This is a genomic window from Lactobacillus pasteurii DSM 23907 = CRBIP 24.76 (genome assembly GCF_000297025.1).
GTDB classification, from domain to species: domain Bacteria; phylum Bacillota; class Bacilli; order Lactobacillales; family Lactobacillaceae; genus Lactobacillus; species Lactobacillus pasteurii.
In genome coordinates this window covers 1-19,217 of record NZ_CAKD01000017.1, presented here as the reverse complement: position 1 = coordinate 19,217, position 19,217 = coordinate 1, and the positions used below count along the sequence as shown (strand labels likewise).

At 39.5% G+C, this 19,217-nt stretch carries 21 protein-coding genes; 5 read left to right on the top strand and 16 right to left on the bottom strand.

Features of this window, described 5'->3' with window-relative positions; all coding sequences use genetic code 11:
- Window positions 1-103: 103 nt before the first annotated feature.
- Window positions 104-1,021, bottom strand: a complete 918-nt coding sequence (locus tag BN53_RS03820; protein WP_009559603.1) for a dihydroorotate dehydrogenase — start codon at window positions 1,019-1,021, stop codon at window positions 104-106.
- A gap of 237 nt (window positions 1,022-1,258) precedes the next feature.
- Here BN53_RS03820 and pyrF point away from each other — a divergent pair, with 237 nt between their 5' ends.
- Both pyrF and pyrE read left to right on the top strand, forming a co-directional pair.
- Window positions 1,259-1,966 carry an orotidine-5'-phosphate decarboxylase gene (pyrF, locus tag BN53_RS03815; RefSeq protein ID WP_009559602.1) on the top strand — a complete coding sequence of 236 codons (708 nt, stop codon included), beginning with the start codon at window positions 1,259-1,261 and terminating at the stop codon, window positions 1,964-1,966.
- Complete coding sequence (gene pyrE, locus BN53_RS03810; RefSeq protein WP_009559601.1) at window positions 1,966-2,592, top strand: orotate phosphoribosyltransferase; 627 nt, start codon at window positions 1,966-1,968, stop codon at window positions 2,590-2,592. Before pyrF ends, pyrE begins: the two co-directional genes overlap by 1 nt.
- Here pyrE and BN53_RS03805 read toward each other — a convergent pair whose 3' ends face one another.
- Both BN53_RS03805 and BN53_RS03800 read right to left on the bottom strand, forming a co-directional pair.
- Entirely contained in the window at window positions 2,593-2,823 is a 231-nt protein-coding gene (locus BN53_RS03805) for a hypothetical protein (RefSeq protein WP_009559600.1), read from the bottom strand.
- Between the two features lie 137 nt (window positions 2,824-2,960).
- Window positions 2,961-3,161: a hypothetical protein gene (locus BN53_RS03800; protein ID WP_009559599.1), complete on the bottom strand. Its 201-nt coding sequence runs from the start codon at window positions 3,159-3,161 to the stop codon at window positions 2,961-2,963.
- Between the two features lie 241 nt (window positions 3,162-3,402).
- Between BN53_RS03800 and BN53_RS03795 the strand changes: the two genes are divergently transcribed.
- The gene (locus BN53_RS03795; RefSeq protein ID WP_009559598.1) at window positions 3,403-3,927 is read left to right on the top strand and encodes a C39 family peptidase; all 525 of its coding nucleotides are present in this window, start codon (window positions 3,403-3,405) and stop codon (window positions 3,925-3,927) included.
- A 34-nt stretch (window positions 3,928-3,961) separates the two neighbouring features.
- On the opposite strand, the gene BN53_RS03790 is transcribed toward BN53_RS03795, so the two are convergent.
- The gene (locus BN53_RS03790) at window positions 3,962-4,309 is read right to left on the bottom strand and encodes a hypothetical protein (protein WP_009559597.1); all 348 of its coding nucleotides are present in this window, start codon (window positions 4,307-4,309) and stop codon (window positions 3,962-3,964) included.
- Between the two features lie 264 nt (window positions 4,310-4,573).
- Here BN53_RS03790 and BN53_RS03785 point away from each other — a divergent pair, with 264 nt between their 5' ends.
- Window positions 4,574-5,344 carry a formate/nitrite transporter family protein gene (locus tag BN53_RS03785; protein ID WP_009559596.1) on the top strand — a complete coding sequence of 257 codons (771 nt, stop codon included), beginning with the start codon at window positions 4,574-4,576 and terminating at the stop codon, window positions 5,342-5,344.
- Window positions 5,345-5,398: 54 nt separating this feature from the next.
- Here the strand turns inward: BN53_RS03785 and BN53_RS03780 are convergent, their stop codons facing one another.
- The 12 genes from BN53_RS03780 to pdhA form a co-directional block, all read right to left on the bottom strand.
- Window positions 5,399-5,641, bottom strand: coding sequence for a helix-turn-helix domain-containing protein (locus tag BN53_RS03780; protein ID WP_009559595.1), 243 nt, complete (start codon window positions 5,639-5,641; stop codon window positions 5,399-5,401).
- Between the two features lie 345 nt (window positions 5,642-5,986).
- The gene (locus tag BN53_RS03775) at window positions 5,987-6,973 is read right to left on the bottom strand and encodes a lipoate--protein ligase (protein ID WP_009559594.1); all 987 of its coding nucleotides are present in this window, start codon (window positions 6,971-6,973) and stop codon (window positions 5,987-5,989) included.
- 31 nt (window positions 6,974-7,004) lie between these two features.
- Window positions 7,005-7,997, bottom strand: a complete 993-nt coding sequence (locus BN53_RS03770; RefSeq protein WP_009559593.1) for a D-2-hydroxyacid dehydrogenase — start codon at window positions 7,995-7,997, stop codon at window positions 7,005-7,007.
- A 99-nt stretch (window positions 7,998-8,096) separates the two neighbouring features.
- Window positions 8,097-8,396: a hypothetical protein gene (locus BN53_RS03765; RefSeq protein ID WP_009559592.1), complete on the bottom strand. Its 300-nt coding sequence runs from the start codon at window positions 8,394-8,396 to the stop codon at window positions 8,097-8,099.
- On the bottom strand, window positions 8,393-9,433 hold the full coding sequence (locus BN53_RS03760; RefSeq protein ID WP_009559591.1) for a serine hydrolase domain-containing protein: 1,041 nt from the start codon (window positions 9,431-9,433) through the stop codon (window positions 8,393-8,395). Before BN53_RS03760 ends, BN53_RS03765 begins: the two co-directional genes overlap by 4 nt.
- A 30-nt stretch (window positions 9,434-9,463) precedes the next feature.
- On the bottom strand, window positions 9,464-10,525 hold the full coding sequence (gene buk, locus BN53_RS03755; protein WP_009559590.1) for a butyrate kinase: 1,062 nt from the start codon (window positions 10,523-10,525) through the stop codon (window positions 9,464-9,466).
- Window positions 10,526-10,533: 8 nt separating this feature from the next.
- Window positions 10,534-11,442 (bottom strand): phosphate acyltransferase, encoded by a 909-nt coding sequence (locus tag BN53_RS03750; protein WP_009559589.1) that lies wholly within the window; start codon window positions 11,440-11,442, stop codon window positions 10,534-10,536.
- Window positions 11,443-11,501: 59 nt separating this feature from the next.
- The gene (locus tag BN53_RS03745) at window positions 11,502-12,551 is read right to left on the bottom strand and encodes a PTS sugar transporter subunit IIC (protein ID WP_009559588.1); all 1,050 of its coding nucleotides are present in this window, start codon (window positions 12,549-12,551) and stop codon (window positions 11,502-11,504) included.
- Between the two features lie 13 nt (window positions 12,552-12,564).
- Window positions 12,565-13,977, bottom strand: a complete 1,413-nt coding sequence (gene lpdA / locus BN53_RS03740) for a dihydrolipoyl dehydrogenase (RefSeq protein ID WP_009559587.1) — start codon at window positions 13,975-13,977, stop codon at window positions 12,565-12,567.
- 3 nt (window positions 13,978-13,980) lie between these two features.
- Window positions 13,981-15,288, bottom strand: a complete 1,308-nt coding sequence (locus BN53_RS03735) for a dihydrolipoamide acetyltransferase family protein (RefSeq protein ID WP_009559586.1) — start codon at window positions 15,286-15,288, stop codon at window positions 13,981-13,983.
- Window positions 15,289-15,297: 9 nt separating this feature from the next.
- Window positions 15,298-16,275 (bottom strand): alpha-ketoacid dehydrogenase subunit beta, encoded by a 978-nt coding sequence (locus BN53_RS03730; protein WP_009559585.1) that lies wholly within the window; start codon window positions 16,273-16,275, stop codon window positions 15,298-15,300.
- Between the two features lies 1 nt (window position 16,276).
- Window positions 16,277-17,374: a pyruvate dehydrogenase (acetyl-transferring) E1 component subunit alpha gene (pdhA, locus tag BN53_RS03725; RefSeq protein WP_009559584.1), complete on the bottom strand. Its 1,098-nt coding sequence runs from the start codon at window positions 17,372-17,374 to the stop codon at window positions 16,277-16,279.
- Window positions 17,375-17,873: 499 nt separating this feature from the next.
- Between pdhA and BN53_RS03720 the strand changes: the two genes are divergently transcribed.
- Complete coding sequence (locus BN53_RS03720; protein WP_009558961.1) at window positions 17,874-19,031, top strand: RNA-guided endonuclease InsQ/TnpB family protein; 1,158 nt, start codon at window positions 17,874-17,876, stop codon at window positions 19,029-19,031.
- Window positions 19,032-19,217: the final 186 nt, after the last annotated feature.

The window sequence follows — 19,217 nt, the reverse complement described above, 5'->3', positions numbered from 1 at the left end:
GTCAACTGTTTTGTTTTAATTTAACAAAAAAGAGATGAATTTTGCTCATCTCTTTAAGCTATATTTTACGATTTTCTCTTGCGTACTGATTCGAAAATCACTATTAGTTAAATTGGACTTTCCCGACAAGGTCATTGATATCCTTGACGCCTAAGTCATCTAAAAGTTGCGGCAAATCTTGAGCAATCTTGGCTGCAGCTTTTTTATCTTCAAAATGTGCTGAACCAATTGCGACTGCTTGAGCTCCCGCTAGGAAGAATTTCACCACATCTTCAGCTGAATAAATTCCGCCCATTCCGATAATTGGCAATTTAGTTGCTTCATAAACTTCATGAACCATTCTCAAAGCCACTGGTTGAACAGCCTTACCAGAAAGACCACCAGCATTATTGCCTAAAACCGGCTTTCTAGTTTTAATATCAATTTCTAAGCCATAAACCGTGTTAATCAAAGACAATCCATCTGCTCCGCCGCTTTGTGCAGCACGAGCAATTTCAGCAATATCAGTTACGTTAGGAGTTAACTTAGCATAAACAGGCCGAGATATCTTTTGCTTAATTTGCCCAATCACCTGCTCAACAATCTTAGAATTGATACCAAATAGCATCCCTCCCTCTGCCACATTTGGACAGGAAAGGTTAACTTCAAGCGCATCGATCACGCCTGCTTGGTCAATCTTTTCTGCAAGCTCAACATAATCTTCAATCGACCCACCTGCAATACTTGCAACCATTGGCAAGTCAAGATGCTGTTTTCTAAGTGGCGTCATTTTGCTTGCGATCGCCTCATCGACTCCTGGATTGGTCAAACCGACTGAATTCATAATCCAATCTTGATTGACGAAAATTTGTGGTTGCGGATTGCCTGTACCAGCTTGAGGAGTAACCGTCTTAAAAACAAACGCCCCCAATTCCTCCAAATCAAACGCATATTTCATATCGCCAAATCCGAAGGTGCCACTTGCCGGCATCACTGGATTTTTCATGTTAAGACCTGGTAGATTAACCTTGATATTTGCCATATTGTCCTCCTGAACATAACATCGACAACTAATTTTGCTTTATTTTACACACATTTTATTTTTTTGCAAAAAAATTTTTTTGCTTGTCTTTTTCAAAAATAGATGCTAGACTCTGATTAAACGTAAGCTTTAAACGGTACAGAGAGACCGCAAGTTTAATCAGACTTAAATTACACAATAGATTAGTCTATGCCTGGATCTCTGGACCAAGTGTAGACTTTTTTTGTGGAGGAAAAAATGGCTAAACCCGTATTTATCGCCTTAGATGTTGCCAGCAAAGAAGAGCTTGATCAGTTACTAGCACAATTAGGCGAGCCAAAAGAAACCAGTATCAAGATTGGGATGGAGCTTTTCTATCATCTTGGCAGTGAAATCGTTGTTGACCTTGCCCAAAAAGGCTACAACATCTTTCTCGATCTAAAAATGCACGATATTCCTAACACTGTATATAACGGAGCCAAGCAAATCGCTGCTTTGGGGATCAAATATACTACCATCCATGCCTTAGGAGGCAGCGAAATGATCTATGCGGCTAAAGCCGGCCTCATTGCTGGTACGCCAGTTGGTCAAGTAGCACCAAAACTATTAGCAGTAACGGAATTGACCTCGATTTCAGATGAAATACTCAAAAACGAGCAACACTGTGAATTGCCAATGAGTCAGCAAGTAGTCTCTCTTGCTAAGATGGCCCAAAAAGCTGGAGCCGACGGAGTAATCTGCTCACCACTTGAAGTGGAAAAGCTAAGAGCAGAAGTTGGAGACAAGTTCCTTTATGTAACGCCAGGAATCAGATTGACGGCAAATAGCGACGACGATCAAAGCCGAATCGCCACTCCAGCCCAAGCCAAAAAATGGGGTTCTAGTGCAATTGTGGTCGGCCGTCCTATTACCAAGGCTGAAAATCCCAAAGCTATTTACGATATGATCAAAAAGGAGTTTAACTAATGAATCACCAAGACCAAATTATTTCAAAGTTAATTGCTGAAAAGATTATCACCATTTCTCCTAAAAAGTCTTTTACTTACGCAAGTGGGATGCACTCACCAATCTATACTGACTTGCGCCTCACGATTTCCTACCCTGATTTGAGAAGCTGGATTATTAAAGACTTATCTGCTTTGATCAAAGAAAAATTTCCTGATGTTACTATCATTGGCGGCGTTGCCACTGCTGGAATTCCGCATGCAGCTTTAGTAGCAAACGAATTGAACTTGCCAATGATCTATGTTCGTCCTAAGCCTAAAGACCATGGTAAAGGCAGACAAATCGAAGGTCGCTTTAGCGAAAATGACAAAATCGTCTTGATTGATGACTTAATTACTACTGGTGGATCTGTCTTAACTGCAGTTCAAGCAACTGAAAAAGAAGGCGGGCACGTAATTGGGGTCAGCTCGATCTTTACTTACCACTTGCCTGATGCAGATAAGAACTTTGAAACTGCCGGCGTGCCTTTTGCTCCTCTTCTATCTTATCCTGAACTTTTGAAGGCACAAAAAAACTCAGGCGCAATCACTCCTGAGCAATACGAAACCTTAAATACTTGGCACCAAGATCCTTGGAGCTGGAAATAATCATTCTACTTCAAGGTCAGCTATTTGATCATCATTCAGAATCAAATAAGCAGTGTAATAATTATTGCCAGCTTTGAAAATAACCTTAATCTTGTCAGCTTCTTCTGACAGCCTGCTTGATTGGATTTCAATTGTTTCATTATTAACTAAATTGAAAGCTTCCTTATATAAGTTGATGGCCTGCTCAGATTCAGCAAGCTGACTAGCCCAATATTTTCTATACCTACTCAAAATAATTTCCTTTCAAAATCTATTCTTGTTCAAATAAATTATAACAAATAAGGGGTGCCCCATATAGAGACACCCCTTATTTGTTTTTTAAAAACATAAATTACATCAATAATATCAATATTCAAACAATACCTGCATCAGATAGTTGATTGCTCAACCTTCTGATAGGCTCCTTGATTAACAGCATCTTTTGGCGCTTCTAGTTGTGGTATTTCTGTGATTTCATTGATTTTTTTGGCTCGAATTTTCTTCACTAAAATTTGAGTCCCTAAAACAGCGGCGCTAATAGCACCAATAGTAGCGACGCTCAATCCGACGATTTTCCAAGTTTTATTCATCCGATCACTACTTTCTTTTGACTAGTTAATTATATCAATCTTAACTAGGTAAGCGCTTTACCCACTTACATTATAGCAGATTTAGTGATTATAGGGGAAGATTTTTGCCAAATATTTAAAGATCTCTCGTTACCAACACCATGCTCTTATAAAAGGCCAATAATTCTGCATTTTAGCCCTAGTGATCTATACAAATATGTATTATTCTATTGGTGGAGAGGTTTATTTTGAAGGATTTTTTATGAAAAAGAATACCATTTATAAGGCAGCACTTGCCCTCTTGCTCTTGGCTGGAACAAATTCAACTCCAGTTCTAGCTGATGAAACTACTAGCCAAAAGCCAGCAGTAATTATGATGCTCAACTTTGCTGGTGTTCATATCAGTAAGACTAAAGCCGCTGCTGTAATGCCTCGAAGTTCCAATCCAAATCGCGGCTTTATTGGTTCTCCATATAAAGCCTATCCTTTAGGATATTTGGTTGCCCCTAATGGCGTTAAGCCCGTGGTCAAGCGCTATTTAGGCAAAGCCGTCAACATGACTGGATACCCTATTTCAGCTTTAAAGCAAAAATTATTGAAATCCCACTTAGTAGTTGTTTGGGTCGGTGCCTTTGACACTTTCTCAAATCACGCACTAACCTTAACTGGATATAAAGGCTCTACGCTCTTTTACAATGATCCTTGGACTGGCAAAAAAGCTTCAATCAGCGAAGCTAGCTTCAGAGTTCACTGGGCATTAGATGCATATCGAGCATTAAGCTACTAAAAAACGCCCCTAGGGGCGTTTTCCTTTTATGTTATTATTTAATGCCAAACTTAATCTTTTGGAAATTATCTAATGCCTTCAATTGATCCTTGTTAGGAGTAATTGGAGCAATCAAATTGAGTGGCTTGTATTTCTTGAGATCTTCGCCAGTAGCAGGAATAATGCTCAAGATAAATGCTGGAACCTTGGATGGTTTTACCCCTTCTTTTGGACTAGTTGCACACAAGAATGCTGTGTTAGTAGCTAACTTTTCTTTTTGTTCTTCAGTAATAATCGAATTGTACATCTTTGGGAAAATGAAGTACTTAGCTACTCGTTTAATTTTCTTGTCGGTCACTGGTCTGATGTAATAATACTTGATGAGATACATCTTTTCACTCATTTTCGTTCCTCGAATTCTATATTAAAATTTCTACTCGACTATGTTCAATTATAACAGTAAAAGCTTGATATTAATACTTTTTTATCTAGTGTATTCTCGGTAAAGTAAACTATACATGACACAGTGTCACTCGGTAAAACTTGCACTAACAGTGATATATAAGTGATTTTTTGGCAAAAATTATTGTATACGCTTTCAATTTACTTGGAATAGTTGTAGAATAATAATCGTGCGAAGGCACAATCTATTTTGTGAGGTTTTATTATGTATAAAGAAGCTTTTGATGCAGCCAGCAATGCGGCTGTCAAAAAGGTGGGCTTATTAAAGAAGAACCCACTGGGATATTTAGGTTTATCAATTTTAGCAGGTATGTACATTGGTTTTGGTATTTTACTTGCCTTCACTATTGGTTCACAAATCGGTGCTTCACCATTTGCCAATTTGATTAAGGGTGCAATCTTCGGTGTTGCCTTGAGTTTAGTAATTATCCCTGGAGCAGAACTTTTCACAGGTAATAACTTGGTCATGGGAGCTGGTCTATTTAACAAGAAGATCAGCCTTGGTCAAGCAGGCTACTTATGGTTAATCTGCTGGATTGGTAACTTGATTGGTGCTGCTTTACTTGCTGCTTTATTTGTAGGTTCAGGTCTTGACCTTCCAGCAGTTGCTGCAGTCTTTACTAAAGCTTCAGCCGCTAAGATGTCAGCTCCTGCTCTTCAATTAGTAATTCGAGCAATTTTATGTAACATCTTAGTATGTTTGGCAGTTTGGTCAGGTTTCCAAACCAAGAACGATGCTGCTAAGTTGATAATGGTCTTCTGGTGCTTGTTAGCATTCTTTGCTACAGGATTTGAACACTCAATCGCTAATATGACTACTTTGATCATTGCCTTGATGAACCCAGTTGCTGCAGCCGGCAGCGTTTCGGTTGGTGGTTTATTCTACAACCTTCTTTGGGTAACTTTAGGTAACATGATCGGTGGTATCTTCTTTGTTGCTATGCCATACTTCCTTGGAAGCCGCAACAAAGACTAATAATTTGAGAAATAAGAAAAAGCAATTAGTTTTTGACGCTAATTGCTTTTTATATTACTTCTTGTCCTTCTTATCCTTTGGGCGTGGTGGCTTACGTGGGTCTGGACGACCAGTGATTGCTTCCATACCTTGAGTAGTAATTACCCATTGCTTACCAAACTTTCTGATTGATCCCTTAGGGAACTTGTGTGGAGCTTGGTTGACACGCTTGCGGACATATCCTTCGGATAAATTCCAGATTTCAGCTGCTTCTCGAGCATCCATAATGTTTTCGTTATCTAAATTAATTCTAACCATAGCTATTTCTACTTTCTGTAAAATCTTATTAACACTATCAATCTATTTATAGTATATATTGTATAAGTGGGTTTTGTAAAGACTAATGCATAGCTATTTTAAGATTATTTTTACAAATATGACACGATATCAACTGGTTTAATATATCCGCACAACATATCTTGCATATAGTAGTTATTTTTATAAATTATACAAATTCATCAACTAATCTTTTATTAATTTTAAGTTATAGATAATTATTTCGATTAGTTAAACGTTATAAATAGATTTTTTATTGATATAACGCGCTTTCTAAGGGACTATTTCAAACAAAAAACGGCAGCGAGTAAAATCGCTGCCGTTACTTTAAGCTACAATTGCTTTAGCAATTTCTTCTCTAGTCATCCCTGAGAAATATTGACTGGTATCAATCGTCTGAAGTTTAGCCAAAATATCCTTATACTCATATCGAGTTCCAATCAAAAGATCTTCAATTTCAAATACCGGTCTTACCCCGAAGAAATCTCCGAAAATTCTAATACCCTTGATAATTGAAGCTTCTGCATCGATGAAGGTTTCAATTTTTCCGGCTGGGTAGCGAACTGACCGAGTCAAAGTATACTTTGGAGAAGTACCAAAATTCCATTCCCATGTACTAAATTGCTCATCACATGACTTTTGAATCTTTGCCTTATCTTCATCAGATAAAACATATTCGGTCATATCAGGGTATTCTTTTTTCATTTGAGCTAAAATTGCTTGCGAAAATTCGTCTACCGTCATTGGCTTAGGCAGCTCTGATAAAATATTTGTTACTCTTGCTCTGACCGACTTGATTCCTTTAGATTCAATCTTGTCTTTGGAAACTTTCAAGGCATTGCCAAGCACAGTCATATCAACGTCAAACAATAAGCAGCCATGGTGCATCATTCTGCCCTTGTAATAGGCTTGAGCGTTGCCGCAGAACTTCTTACCATCTATCTCTAAGTCATTTCTTCCAGTAAATTTTGCTTCTACGCCTAAATCAGCCAAGGTATCGATTACTGGCTTAGAGAAAGTCTTAAAGTCAAATGATCCTTCTGTTTTATTAGAGATGATAGTATAGTTCAAATTATTTAGATCGTGATAAACAGCTCCACCACCTGAAAGTCGACGGGCAATATGAATACCATGTTCATCAGTATATTCTTTGTTAATCTCTTCAATTGCATTTTGATTTCTACCAATAATGATTGAAGGTTCGTTGATCCAAAGGATAAACAATTCATCTTCCCCAGTCAATTCTCTAAAAGCATAAGCTTCAAGGGCAATGTTGTAGTATGGATTGTTGCTGTGATTAACAATGTACTTCATCCGTCTCACTCTTTCTCAGATAAAATTCTAACTAGTTTACTCGCTTATTTGTATCTCCAGTTTTGATTACTTCAACTGCAGCTTCCAAGGCTGTTTCCACGATTGCTTGCAAAGCTTGGTCAGTAAAGTAAGCAGTATGTGGAGTGTAAATAACTTTTGGATGGTTGATCAACTTTTCAAGGATCGGATCATCAATTTCTTGACCTCTTAAGTTCTTAGGTACGTATGGCATTTCATTTTCGTAAGTGTCAATTCCCGCACCAGCAAGATGACCAGAATCAAGGGCAGCTAATAAAGCCTTAGTGTCAACTAATGCACCGCGTCCCATGTTAAGCAAAATTGCACCCTGCTTCATCTTAGAGAAGATTTCTGCATCAAACATATGGAAGTTTTCTTTAGTAGCTGGCATATGCAAAGTTACAATATCTGCATCCTTGATTGCTTCTTCAACTGAATCTGCATAAGTCAAAAATGAGGTTAACTTTTCATTAGGGTAAAGGTCGTACCCCACAATTTCGCTGCCAAAGCCATGGAAGAAACGGCCAGTAGTTGCACCAATTCGACCAGTTCCGATAACAGCAACCTTCATTTGACCAATTACTTTGCCACGAATTTCATTTTCCCAAGCAAAGTCATGTTCTTTGACATTTTGGCGAGTTTGTTCAAGATGTCTAACCAAGGCCATCCCAACCATTACAGTAAATTCAGCAATTGATTCTGGAGAATAGCTGGCAACATTAGAAATGATAATGTCATTTTCCTTAGCAGCATCTAGATCATACATGTCAACGCCGGCACTCATTTGAGAAATTTGCTTAATACCATATTCGCGCAACTTTGGATAAACTGCATTGTCAACTTTGACCACTTGTGATACCACTACGCCATCAAAGTCCTTAGCAAGTTCAACTGTTTCTGGCGTCAATAAATCATGCACGATCTTGATCTCATTGCCAGTTTGCTTGCTCCATTCTTTGGCAAGTTCTTCATGTTTGCCATCGATGTTATAGATAATAATTTTCATAAAAATGCCTCCATATGCGAATTTCAACTCTTTGTCTTAATTTTATCAAATTATCGAAATTCTAAATATTAATAACTACTTATATCGCTATAATTTGCTCTATCTAATTGCCTCTTGCAGCTTCTTAAACAAGTCTTGCACCGTGCCATCATAAGGAACCTCAGTGATTTCATCTTCGATTCCTTGAACGAAACGATATGTATAAGCTACTCCAGATGGATTCAAAACTCCGACTACCAACTTGCTGTTATGAGCTGAAGCTATCGTCAAGGATTTAACCCGTTCAACATCAATTGGAACAGTGTATTTGAACATGATATCTCTTTGCATTACTTCGCCAACCAGGTATCCTGCTTCATAGAATAGCTGCCTTAGTTCTTTAATTTCTTCCTTATTCATTTCAATTCGCTCTCTATTTCTAGCAAAATCAGATAAAGCAGTTGGATGCACAATTGACTGGCTCTTGCATTATCGGTTGTTCCACTAAAATATAAATCAAACTGCGGACAGTAGAAGGCAAAGGCACCTGAAAGGCCTGAATGTCCAATTAGACTAAGTCGCTCTGCATTGTCATATTGACCAATCATTAGCTTCATGTGTCCCCCGCCATAATAGACTGGCGCGTAGTCTGCTTGAAGTGGATAATACTCTCTTAGATATTGCCAGTGACTGATAGAAAATAAATCGCCCTTGATAAAAGCATGAATAAAAGTCATCAAGTCATCTGCAGTTGAAACTCCGCCACCTGCTGCCGAACCTGAAGAAATCAATTTTGGTCGCTTTAGATATTCCTTGCCCGTAAACAAGGCTGGGATCGCCGCAAATTCGCTACTGGCAATAAAGGTATTCATTAAATTAAGTGGCCGGCAGATTCTTTGATCAACTAAATCATCAAAAGACTTATGTGTAATCTTTTCCGCAATTCTTCCCAAAAGGACAAAATTGATATCTGCATAATAGCTGCTAGAACTAGCTGGAATGAAATGTGAGTCCATCTGTCGCAGCCAATCAATCAAATCCGCAAATTCAAAGGAGAAGTCTTCTCTAGCAACCCGCTTTCTAAGCTCGATTGGTGATTCATAGAAGACATTTGGCAGACCGGATTTTTGAAAGAGCAAATCTTGAACAGTCAATTCGCCAGTATAATCTTCGCGATCAAACTTATGAATTCCAGCAATCTCTTCTAAAGGAATAAACTGCGTAATTCTGCTATCATAGGTCAGCTTTTCTTCATCAATTAATTGCAAGATCAAGCTAGTGGTAAACAGCTTACTGACGCTAGCAAGAACAAATGGGCTCTGCCCGCTTATCTCGCCATGTTCAAATGCTAAAAGCTCTTGGCGATCTTTGTCTTCTACCTTCAAAATGGTCCTAGGCAAATTATTTTTCTTGACAAAATTTTCAAATAAATTGGCTAGTCTTTTCTGATCTATCATAATCTTCACCCTGTCTTCATAGGCAGGAAACTAGGCATCAAATGATAATTCTTGCGCCTCTTCTTCCTGATTAAGAACTCTGAATCCACCTAAAGCTAGTGCTTCAAGCTCGAACTCACCCGGATAAATTGCCAAAGGAGCAATAAAGTGGACTCTTTCTTCTACTTTTTTGCAAAGTAAGTTGGATCTGGCCATTCCACCAGTTAAACAAATTTGATCAATCGGCTGGGCAATACTTACGCTCAAAGCTGCAATCGTTTTACTGATGCCAAGGCATAAGGCATCAAAGACTAAACTAGCTTCTTGATCGCCTTGGGCAATTTTTTCTTCTACAACCCGCAAATCTGTAGTTCCAAAGTAGGAGTATAGTCCTCCTCGCTTTCTAATTAATTGGTTAAACTTATCCAGGCCCATTTCTTTAATTACTGGCAGCATCGCCTTAATTGGCAAGCCGCCTGAGCGTTCAGCTGAAAACATGATCTCATCATCTGAAACAAAGTCGATCACTTGCCCATGCTTATGGGCGCTAGCACTTGAACCACCACCTAAGTGAACTACAATCAAGTTTGCGTCATCATATGATTTGCCAACTTTTTCAGCTGCTTTTCTGGCAACTGCTCGCATGTTCAAATGGTGGCCAATTGACCGGCGTTCAATTCCTTTGATACCAGTTAGTCTAGCAACTGGACTCATTGAATCAACCGTCACCGGATCGTAAATTAAGGCTAATCCCGTGCCGTGCTTTTTGGAGATTTCCCAGGCTAATTTTGCCCCTAGATTAGATGCATGCTCTAGAACTGGATGATATTGCAAATGATCAACTAACGACTGGTTAACTTTGATTGCCCCAGACTTAACCGGTCCAATCAATCCGCCTCTACCAACAGCTAGGTCCAGCTTAGTTACCTGATGGCTAGCAAGGACTTCTTCAATATCCGCTAGACGCAAAGAAAATTGATCAAAAATCTTATCATACTTAGCTAAATCTTGACTGGAGTAAGTTATCTCTTCCTTCCAAGCCAATTGCGTGTCTTGATACATGGCAATCTTAGTAGAAGTTGCCCCAGGGTTAATTGTCAGGATCTGTTTCATCTTGTCACCTACTGATCTAGCATTAAAATCTGCGCTAATAGAATTGAAGCGTACTTCTCTTCATAGCTTGAACTACGTGAAGTAATAATTACTGGCACCTTAGCTCCCATAATTACTCCGGCCATTTGTGAATCGCCAAATAACAGCATGGATTTTGAAACGGTATTGCCAGTTACGATGTCAGGTGCAAATAAGACATTTGCATCCCCCTTGATCTGTCCGTTATAGCCCTTTTCCTTGGCACTTGCTGGCGATAAGGCTAAGTCGATGGAAAGCGGACCTTCAACAATTACATCTGGATCAAGGCCAGACAATTCCTGGCTTAACTTGTCTTCCAAAACTGAAGATGGCAACTTAGGGATGACATTTTCAGCACAAGATAAAAGTGCCACCTTTACCTTTTCAACCTGCAAGGCCTTCATCACGCTAGCAGCATTGTCGATAATCACTTTGCCATTGTTTTCGTCAGCTTGTAGAATCAATCCGCCATCAGTTACTGCTAACAATTGCTCCAATTTTGGATTGGCAATAATCGCCACATGCGATAGGGTTTGCGCTTTTCTAATACCAGTTTCACGGTTTACAACTTCTTTTAACACTTTGCCTGTAGCAAGGTGTCCCTTTAAAATTGCATCCCCTTGGCCGTTCCTAACTAGTTCAACGGCTTTAAAAGAAGCTTGTTGGTCATCATTTTCATCAACAATTTCATAGCTATCTGCTGGCAAGTCGTAATCTTTCAAGCTTTCAGACAATTTGTCGCGGCTGTCGATTAAATAGGCAAATACTCGTCCTTCTTTGCAGGCCTGCTCAACACAAGTTAGGACTTCAGGATCATTAGCCTTAACGACTACCAAGTTGATCTTGGGTGCATGATCTACTTCTGGTCTAATAGTTTTCAATCGGTTAATAATTCCCATAATTTTTCTCCTTTAAAAAAAGGATTTACCAAACTAAGTCGGAAAATCCTTTTGCTTAATTAAACATTCAAACGATAATCGTCAGTTGAAACTAGATGCAACTTATCTACAAACAAGAACTTGAAGATAAAGCCGAAAACAACTGGTGCTACCGCATATACTAGAATGGTAATTAAAATATTAGCTAAGGACCATCCACCTTTAGCAAGATTCAAATTGTTAATAGGTCCAACTAATCCACTAAAACCAAATCCAGCACTCATTGGCGTTCCTTGAACATTGAAAATGTAAGCTACTACGCCGCAGCAGGCAGCTGAACAAATGATTGGGATCAGGGTCTTTGGGTTCTTAACTACAACTGGCATGGAGATCTTTGGAGACCCGATGAAGTGGGCTAAACTTGTACCGTGTGAATTTACGCTCCATCCTAAAATAGCAAAACCAAAACCAGTTGCACAGATACCAACATTGGCTGCACCTGAGCCAAGTCCTGCCAAGGAAATCGCCAAAGCAATACCTACCGTGGTGATTGGCGAAATGATCAAAACGCCGAAGATAACTGCTAGCAAGATACTCATTACAAGTGGCTGCAAGTTCAATAATTGAGCTACGCCCAGGCCAATCCATTCAGTAATTTTGGCAACATATGGCAAGATTGCGTAGCCAATGTAACCTACTACCACTAATAAGAGTGGTGGAATAACCAAAATCGTGTAGGCCTTTAAGCCATTTCCGACTAAGAGAATCAGTCCCGCGCCGATTGCTGAAACAATCATCATATTGATGATGTCACCTGTTCCAGCAATCGTAATCACGCCTTTGTTAACTTTGACTGCTCCTGATGCAAATTCAGTAGCTAGACCTAGCGAAGCTGCTTGAATTGGATTGAATTTAAAGTTAAGTCCAACCAAAATACCACAGACAAGGCCCATCATCGAATTTGACATTGATAAAGCAGTACCAATTGTTGCTAAGAATGGCATCGAAGGACTTAGGGCCTTAACAATTTCTGAAAGCAAGGCCCCAGGAATTAGGACGACTACCGCCCCAATCGCGATACCATTCAACACATTCATAGTGAATGCTTTTCCTGTAAGTTTGTTTTCCATAATAATCACCTTTCTACTGGTGAATGCCTTGGCCTAAGAGAATTTCGCTTGCATCCATCAAAGTTTCGGCAAGACTTGGATGATTATGAATTGTCAAAGTAATGTCCTCTGCCGTCATCAAGTTTTCAATTGCTAAGGTAATTTCGCCAATTAGTTCACTAGCTTCTGGTCCAACTAATTGCGCTCCAATTAGTCGTGAGCTTGATTTTTCAGAAACTAGGCGGACAAAGCCATCGGTTTCATCCATTGAAAGTGCTCGGCCGTTGCTGGCAAATCTAAAGGTTGCCACCTTAGTTTCGATCCCCTGCTCTTGGGCTTCTTTTTGAGTCATACCTACAGTCGCCACTTCTGGGTGGGTGAAGGCAACAGTTGGAATGACTAAGTAGTCATTGGCTACTCCCTTATCGCCAGAAATAGCCGCAGCTGCTACTTTGCCTTCATAAGATGCCTTGTGAGCAAGAGCTGGACCTTTGACAATATCACCAATTGCATAAATATGCGATTGACTAGTGCGCATTTGTTCATCAACCGGAATCAAGCCGCGCTCATCAAGATCAAGACCAGAAAGTTCGATACTGATTCCATCAGTATTTGGCTTGCGGCCAACCATTACGGCAATCTTGTCAGCAACAAGTTCTTCTTCTTTGTCATTTAGCTTGTAGAACAAGTGCAAACCGTCGTCTGATTTTTCATAGCGAGAAGCCATAGCCTTAGTAATAATGGTCATGTTCAAACTTTCTGCTTCAGCCAAAACTGGCTTGACCAAATTAGCATCAAAGTTGTTAAGTACGCGGTCTAATCCTTCTAAAACAGTTACGTGACTGCCAAGACTTGCATAGGCCATAGCTAGTTCCATTCCGACGTAGCCACCACCGATAATTGCGAGTTCTTTTGGAATTTCTTTCAAATTCAACAAACCAGTCGAATCCAAAATATCTTCGCCAAATGGGAAAGCCTTTAATTCAATTGGTCGACTACCTAAAGCTAAGATAATGTTCTTGAAGTGATAATCTTCACCTAAACCGTCCTTTGGCGTTACGTGTACCTTGTTTGGTGAAACAAAGTGAGCTTCACCGGAAATAATTTGAACCTTATTTTTCTTAAGCAAGCTGCTAACGCCAGTAGTCAATTTCTTAACTACATTATTGTCTTTCCATGCTTGAGCTTTGGCAAAATCTAGCTCTGCTTGGCCGATCTTTAAACCAAATGGATTTTCTGCTTGGGTCTTAGCATATTCGCGGCCCACATGAATGAGAGCCTTGGAAGGGATGCATCCCACGTTAAGGCAAACCCCACCCACTTGATCTTTTTCGACGATAACTACTTTTTGACCTAGTTGCGCTGCTCTAATAGCAGCTACATAACCACCAGGTCCTGCGCCGATAACGATGGTATCGACTTCATTTGTAAATCCACCTACAACCATCTGTTATCCCTCCGCTAATAATAAATCTGGGTTGTTGAAGTATGACTTGAGCAAGTTGATGGCCTTTTGAACATAAACGCCATCAACAACGCGGTGATCAAAGGCAAAGGAAATCTTCATGACATTCTTCAAAACTGGATTTCCTTCTTCATCTGGCATGAAGACCTTGTCGATTCGACCAACGTTTAAAATCGCTACTTCTGGCAAGTTGATGATTGGAGTTGACCAAACACCGGAAGTTGCAGCAGCACCAACGTTAGTAACTGTGATTGACCCCTTGCCCATATCTGAAGGAGCAATCTTACCTTCGCGAGCTTTTTCAGCAATTTCAGTAATTTCTTGCGCAATATCAAAGAGACTCTTTCTTTCAGCGTTGCGAATCATTGGCACCATCAAGCCCTTAGGAGTGTCGGTTGCAACACCAATGTTGTAGTATTGGTGACGAATGATCTCGCCCTTTTCCATATCAAGGGAGACATTGAGATCTGGGAATTGCTTAAGCATTCCAACAAGCGCCTTAACCATGTATGGAGTGTATGTGAGCTTAAAGCCTTTTGCCTTAGCAATTTCATTCATTCTCTTGCGGTGAGCAACCCAAGCATCTACTTCAACTTGATCAAAGACAGTTACTTGAGCTACTTCGCTACTTGAACGAGCCATTGCTTGCGCAATTGTCTTTCTCATTGCTGGCATCTTTTCAATGATCTCAGGGAATTCTTCATTAGTTGGAGCTGGGGATGCCACTGGCTCAGAAGTTGCAGATTTTGTTTCAGTCACAATTATTTGAGTAGTAGGATCAGCTGATAAGAACTGGTCTACGTCTTCAATCGTAATCTTGCCGTGATTGCCTGTTCCTGTAACTAAGTGTAGGTCAACGCCTTTTTCGCGGGCATAGTGACGTACTCTTGGCACAGCCAGAGTTCTAATGTCGCTTGAGTTTTCACTAGTAGCTGCTGGGGCAATTGATGGAGCCTTGGCTGAAGATACTGAAACTTCTTCTTTGACTGGTTCTGGAGTTGGTACTGGTGCTGGTGTTGCAGTTTCACCACCTGCTAGATAGTTTTTCAATTCTTCTTCAGTCAAAGCAATATCTGCAATTGGCTTGCCAACTACTGCTGTATCTCCTGCTTCAACGTAGATCTTAGCTAAATATCCAGTAACTGGACTTGGAAGTTCAACAACCGCCTTGTCGCTTTCGATTTCTAATAAAGTTTTGTCTTCTTCAATTCTGTCTCCGACCTTGGCAGCCCATGACATAATGGCACTTTCATGAGTACCTTCACCAGAGTCTGGTAAGATGTATTGATACATAGTTCCCTCCTAGAAATTAATCGTCTCTTCCACTTTAGCTACGATATCGTTAACATCTGGCATCCATTCTTCTTCTGCTAAACCAAAGGCAAAGACAGAGTCTGGAGCAGTTACGCGAGCTACAGGTGCATCTAAGTCCATGAAGTTTCTTTCACTGATTTCGGAAATAATTTGACCCGCAGTACCAGCTTGTCTTTGAGCTTCTTGCATTACTACTGCATGGTGAGTCTTAGCTACTGAAGCAGTGATTGTTTCATAATCAACTGGAGAAACTGTTCTTAAGTCAATAACTTCTGCGTTGATGCCCTTTTCAGCTAATTTTTCGGTAGCTTGCATAGCCATTGGAACCATCAAGCCGTAGCCAATCAAGCTAACATCGCTACCTTCCTTAACCACATTAGCCTTGTCTAAAGGAACTGTGTAGTAGCCTTCTGGCACTTCATCCTTGACTGTTCTGTAAAGTCTCAAGTGTTCAAGGAAGAAGACTGGATCTTCTGATTCAATTGATGCCAAAAGCAAACCCTTTGCATCATATGCTGAAGATGGAATAACTACTCTCAAACCTGGAATCTGTGAGAAGAATCCTTCAAGTGAGTCAGAGTGCAATTCTGGTGTGTGAACTCCACCACCATATGGAGCACGAATGGTGATTTGAGCATTTCTAGTTCCACCTGAACGGTAGCGTTGTCTAGAAATTTGTGCAATCAAAGCATCAAAAGCTTCTACAGCAAAGCCAGAGAATTGCAATTCAGGAATTGGCAAGAAACCTTCTTGAGCAAGTCCAACTGACATGTGGAGAATACCTGATTCTGCTAGTGGCGTATCAAAGACGCGATTTTCGCCAAAAGTCTCTTGCATGCCGGCAGTAATTCTGAACACACCACCGTTTTTACCAACGTCTTCACCGAAAATCAATGCGTTGTCATGTTTCTTCATGGCTTCGTTTAAGCCATCGCTGACAGCTTGAGCTAATGTAAGAACTGGCATATTAGTTGTCCTCCTTTGCATCGTAGTAAGCAATTTGTTCTTGAATATTTTGTGGTTGAACTGCGTACATGTTCTTCAAGAAGTCGGAAATCTTTTGAGGCTCAGTCTTAGTCATTTCAGCTAAGGCAACCTTAGCTTCTTCTTTAACTTGTTCGTAGATTTCGTCGACTTTTTGGTCATCCCACAAACCTTTTTCCTTTAAGTAGTTGCCTAGGCGAATAAGTGGATCCTTCTTGCGCCATTCTTCTACTTCTTCATCTGAACGGTATCTCTTAGGGTCATCTGACATAGTGTGAGGACCGAATCTGTAAGTTAGGTTTTCAACAACGATTGGGCCGTTTTCGATTGCATATTCACGAGCTTTCTTAACGGTGTAGTAAACAGCAACTGGATCCATACCATCGACTCTTACGGCAGGGATGCCGGCAGCAACTGCTTTTTGCGCTAAGGTTTCAGCCTTGGTTTGGTGAGAAGTTGGAACTGAGATACCATAACCATTGTTTTGAACAACAGCAACCAAGTTAGCCTTGAAAACGCCGGCGAAGTTGATTGCTTCGTAAAAGTCACCTTCTGAAGTAGCTGAATCTCCGCATAATGACAAAGCGATTTGCTTTTCGCCTTTCATTCTCTTGGCAATGGCGTTACCCATTGCTTGAATTGGCGTACCACCTACAACTACGTTTGGTGAATACATATTTAAGTCAGCTGGATATTGGTTAGCCTTGTAGTGACCCTTGAACCATAAGAAGGCTTGAGTCAAAGTCATGCCAAATTTCACAGCAGTAAAGACATCACGATAGGTTGGGGCAAAAACATCTTTCTTATCAAGCGCTAAGACAGAACCATATTGACTAGCTTCTTGACCACCACCAGGCGCATAGTTTCCAAGCGCACCTTGGCGATTCAATAGGATGACTCTCTCATCCATGGCGCGTGCCCAAGTGATGGTTTCCATTAGTTTTACTAATTCCTCATCTGAAATGGAATCCATGGCTTTTTGGTCAACAACATTGCCCTTTTCATCTAAAACTCGGTAAGTTGGAAATTCATCAGCATATGATGAAACGATTTCCTTGAAGTTAACATCGCTAATATTCATAGAAGAGCTCCTTCCCTAAAAATTATCATCTTACAATTCAAATGATAGCGCTTTCTTTACTTATTTGGAAATATTAGGAATTTATAGTGCTATAACTTATTACTTAAGTCATTTCATTTTATTTGTTTGCGCTTTCATGATAGAATAAGTTAATTGCCTTTTGAGTGCATGCAAAAAGTCCAATGCCAATCGTTAGTTTTGATTGGTATTGGACTTTATTTGGTTATACCTTTTTTACCACAAAATCATAAACATATTTACGATTTTGCACATTTGTATAATACAATAGTAAATACGTTTACGATTTGTGCAAATAAAATGCCTAAGGAGCTGATTAACAGTTAACAAAAATATAGAAATATGTAGATAATTATAGATAAAAATAATAATTAAGCTTATTTAGAAAGTTAAACATGGAAAATAAGCTTTGATCCAATGTTTACTTGTTTTGCTTCGTCTTCTTATATAAACTTATGTTTGTATTCAAGGAGGTGAAGCAATGATTAAAACACAAGTAGTAAAGCTAAAAGTTAATAAAACCATGCGAAAGCATCTTGATGCTTTGTGTGATTATCGCAGATATTGCTGGAATAAAGGCTTAGAAACTTGGCAATTGATGTATGAAGCTCATACATTAAATAAAAAGGATAATCCAAGCCCCAATGAGCGCCGAGTCCGTGATGAATTAGTCGCAAATAAAGCTGATTGGCAATATGCTTTGTCTGCTCGATGTTTGCAACTAGCTGTTAAAGACTTAGCTAATGCTTGGAAGAACTTCTTTGATAAGGCTCAGCCTGATTGGGGTATACCTAGTTTTAAATCTAAGAAAGATCCTAGACAAGGCTTTAAGACTGACAGAGCCAAGATTGTTAATGGCAAACTTCGGCTTGATAAGCCTAGAAGTGTCTCAAAGGAAAATTGGTTTGATTTAAAAAGCTATGAAGCTCTAAAGATGGATGAGGTCAAAGTAGTAAGTATCTTCAAAGAAAAAGGCAGCTATTACGCGGCTTTACCTTATGAAGAAGAGATTTCAGCTAAGGCTAAAACTCAACAAAAGACAGCAGTTGACGTCAATGTTGGTCACTTCAACTATACAGAAGGTCAAATCAATGTTTTGCCTGCTAAATTGCAAAAGCTTTACAAGCGCATCAAACATTATCAAAGAACGTTGGCAGTCAAAAGAAAGGTTAATGGTAAGTTAGCTATTAAAAGTAATAATTACTATGCAGTGAGAACCAAACTGCAAAGAGATTATCGTAAAGTAGCTAATATCCAAAACGATCTTTTACAGAAGTTTACTACGCAGCTAGTTAATGATTACGACCAAATTGTAATTGAAGACTTAGCTGTCAAAGAAATGATGATGACGCATGTTGCTTCAAAAGGTATGCAGAGATCAGTATTTAGTAAGTTTAGACAAATTCTGACTTACAAATGTGCTTGGTATGGCAAAGAATTGATCTTAGCTGATAAAACCTATCCATCAACACAAAGATGTGCTGAGTGTGGCTATGTCAAAAAAGGTGATGAAAAGATCACTTTGCAAGGCAACCAAAAGCATGGCACTAAACACAACGAGTATATCTGTTATCAGTGTGGATATACAAACGATCGAGATGAAAATGCAGTATTAAATCTTTTAGCTTTGGCAAAATAAAAAGAAAATAAACGGGGCTGGCTAGGTCCTTAAGCTGTAAGAGCTGGTCAATGTGATTACTCCCAGGTGGAATATCAGAATACTAGTGAAGACGACAGTAAATGAAACAAAGAAAGGAAAAATATATCTTTCTGATATGTAGGAAATGCGTATTCTTCTACATATTTCCATGTTTTATATAGCAGC

What these genes read in the sequence shown, in the direction of transcription:
- BN53_RS03820 (WP_009559603.1), bottom strand. Translation starts at nt 1,021, where the DNA reads ATGGCAAATATCAAGGTTAATCTACCAGGTCTTAACATGAAAAATCCA.
- pyrF (WP_009559602.1), top strand. Translation starts at nt 1,259, where the DNA reads ATGGCTAAACCCGTATTTATCGCCTTAGATGTTGCCAGCAAAGAAGAG.
- pyrE (WP_009559601.1), top strand. Translation starts at nt 1,966, where the DNA reads ATGAATCACCAAGACCAAATTATTTCAAAGTTAATTGCTGAAAAGATT.
- BN53_RS03800 (WP_009559599.1), bottom strand. Translation starts at nt 3,161, where the DNA reads ATGAATAAAACTTGGAAAATCGTCGGATTGAGCGTCGCTACTATTGGT.
- BN53_RS03795 (WP_009559598.1), top strand. Translation starts at nt 3,403, where the DNA reads ATGAAAAAGAATACCATTTATAAGGCAGCACTTGCCCTCTTGCTCTTG.
- BN53_RS03790 (WP_009559597.1), bottom strand. Translation starts at nt 4,309, where the DNA reads ATGAGTGAAAAGATGTATCTCATCAAGTATTATTACATCAGACCAGTG.
- BN53_RS03785 (WP_009559596.1), top strand. Translation starts at nt 4,574, where the DNA reads ATGTATAAAGAAGCTTTTGATGCAGCCAGCAATGCGGCTGTCAAAAAG.
- BN53_RS03780 (WP_009559595.1), bottom strand. Translation starts at nt 5,641, where the DNA reads ATGGTTAGAATTAATTTAGATAACGAAAACATTATGGATGCTCGAGAA.
- BN53_RS03775 (WP_009559594.1), bottom strand. Translation starts at nt 6,973, where the DNA reads ATGAAGTACATTGTTAATCACAGCAACAATCCATACTACAACATTGCC.
- BN53_RS03770 (WP_009559593.1), bottom strand. Translation starts at nt 7,997, where the DNA reads ATGAAAATTATTATCTATAACATCGATGGCAAACATGAAGAACTTGCC.
- BN53_RS03765 (WP_009559592.1), bottom strand. Translation starts at nt 8,396, where the DNA reads ATGAATAAGGAAGAAATTAAAGAACTAAGGCAGCTATTCTATGAAGCA.
- BN53_RS03760 (WP_009559591.1), bottom strand. Translation starts at nt 9,433, where the DNA reads ATGATAGATCAGAAAAGACTAGCCAATTTATTTGAAAATTTTGTCAAG.
- buk (WP_009559590.1), bottom strand. Translation starts at nt 10,525, where the DNA reads ATGAAACAGATCCTGACAATTAACCCTGGGGCAACTTCTACTAAGATT.
- BN53_RS03750 (WP_009559589.1), bottom strand. Translation starts at nt 11,442, where the DNA reads ATGGGAATTATTAACCGATTGAAAACTATTAGACCAGAAGTAGATCAT.
- BN53_RS03745 (WP_009559588.1), bottom strand. Translation starts at nt 12,551, where the DNA reads ATGGAAAACAAACTTACAGGAAAAGCATTCACTATGAATGTGTTGAAT.
- lpdA (WP_009559587.1), bottom strand. Translation starts at nt 13,977, where the DNA reads ATGGTTGTAGGTGGATTTACAAATGAAGTCGATACCATCGTTATCGGC.
- BN53_RS03735 (WP_009559586.1), bottom strand. Translation starts at nt 15,288, where the DNA reads ATGTATCAATACATCTTACCAGACTCTGGTGAAGGTACTCATGAAAGT.
- BN53_RS03730 (WP_009559585.1), bottom strand. Translation starts at nt 16,275, where the DNA reads ATGCCAGTTCTTACATTAGCTCAAGCTGTCAGCGATGGCTTAAACGAA.
- pdhA (WP_009559584.1), bottom strand. Translation starts at nt 17,374, where the DNA reads ATGAATATTAGCGATGTTAACTTCAAGGAAATCGTTTCATCATATGCT.
- BN53_RS03720 (WP_009558961.1), top strand. Translation starts at nt 17,874, where the DNA reads ATGATTAAAACACAAGTAGTAAAGCTAAAAGTTAATAAAACCATGCGA.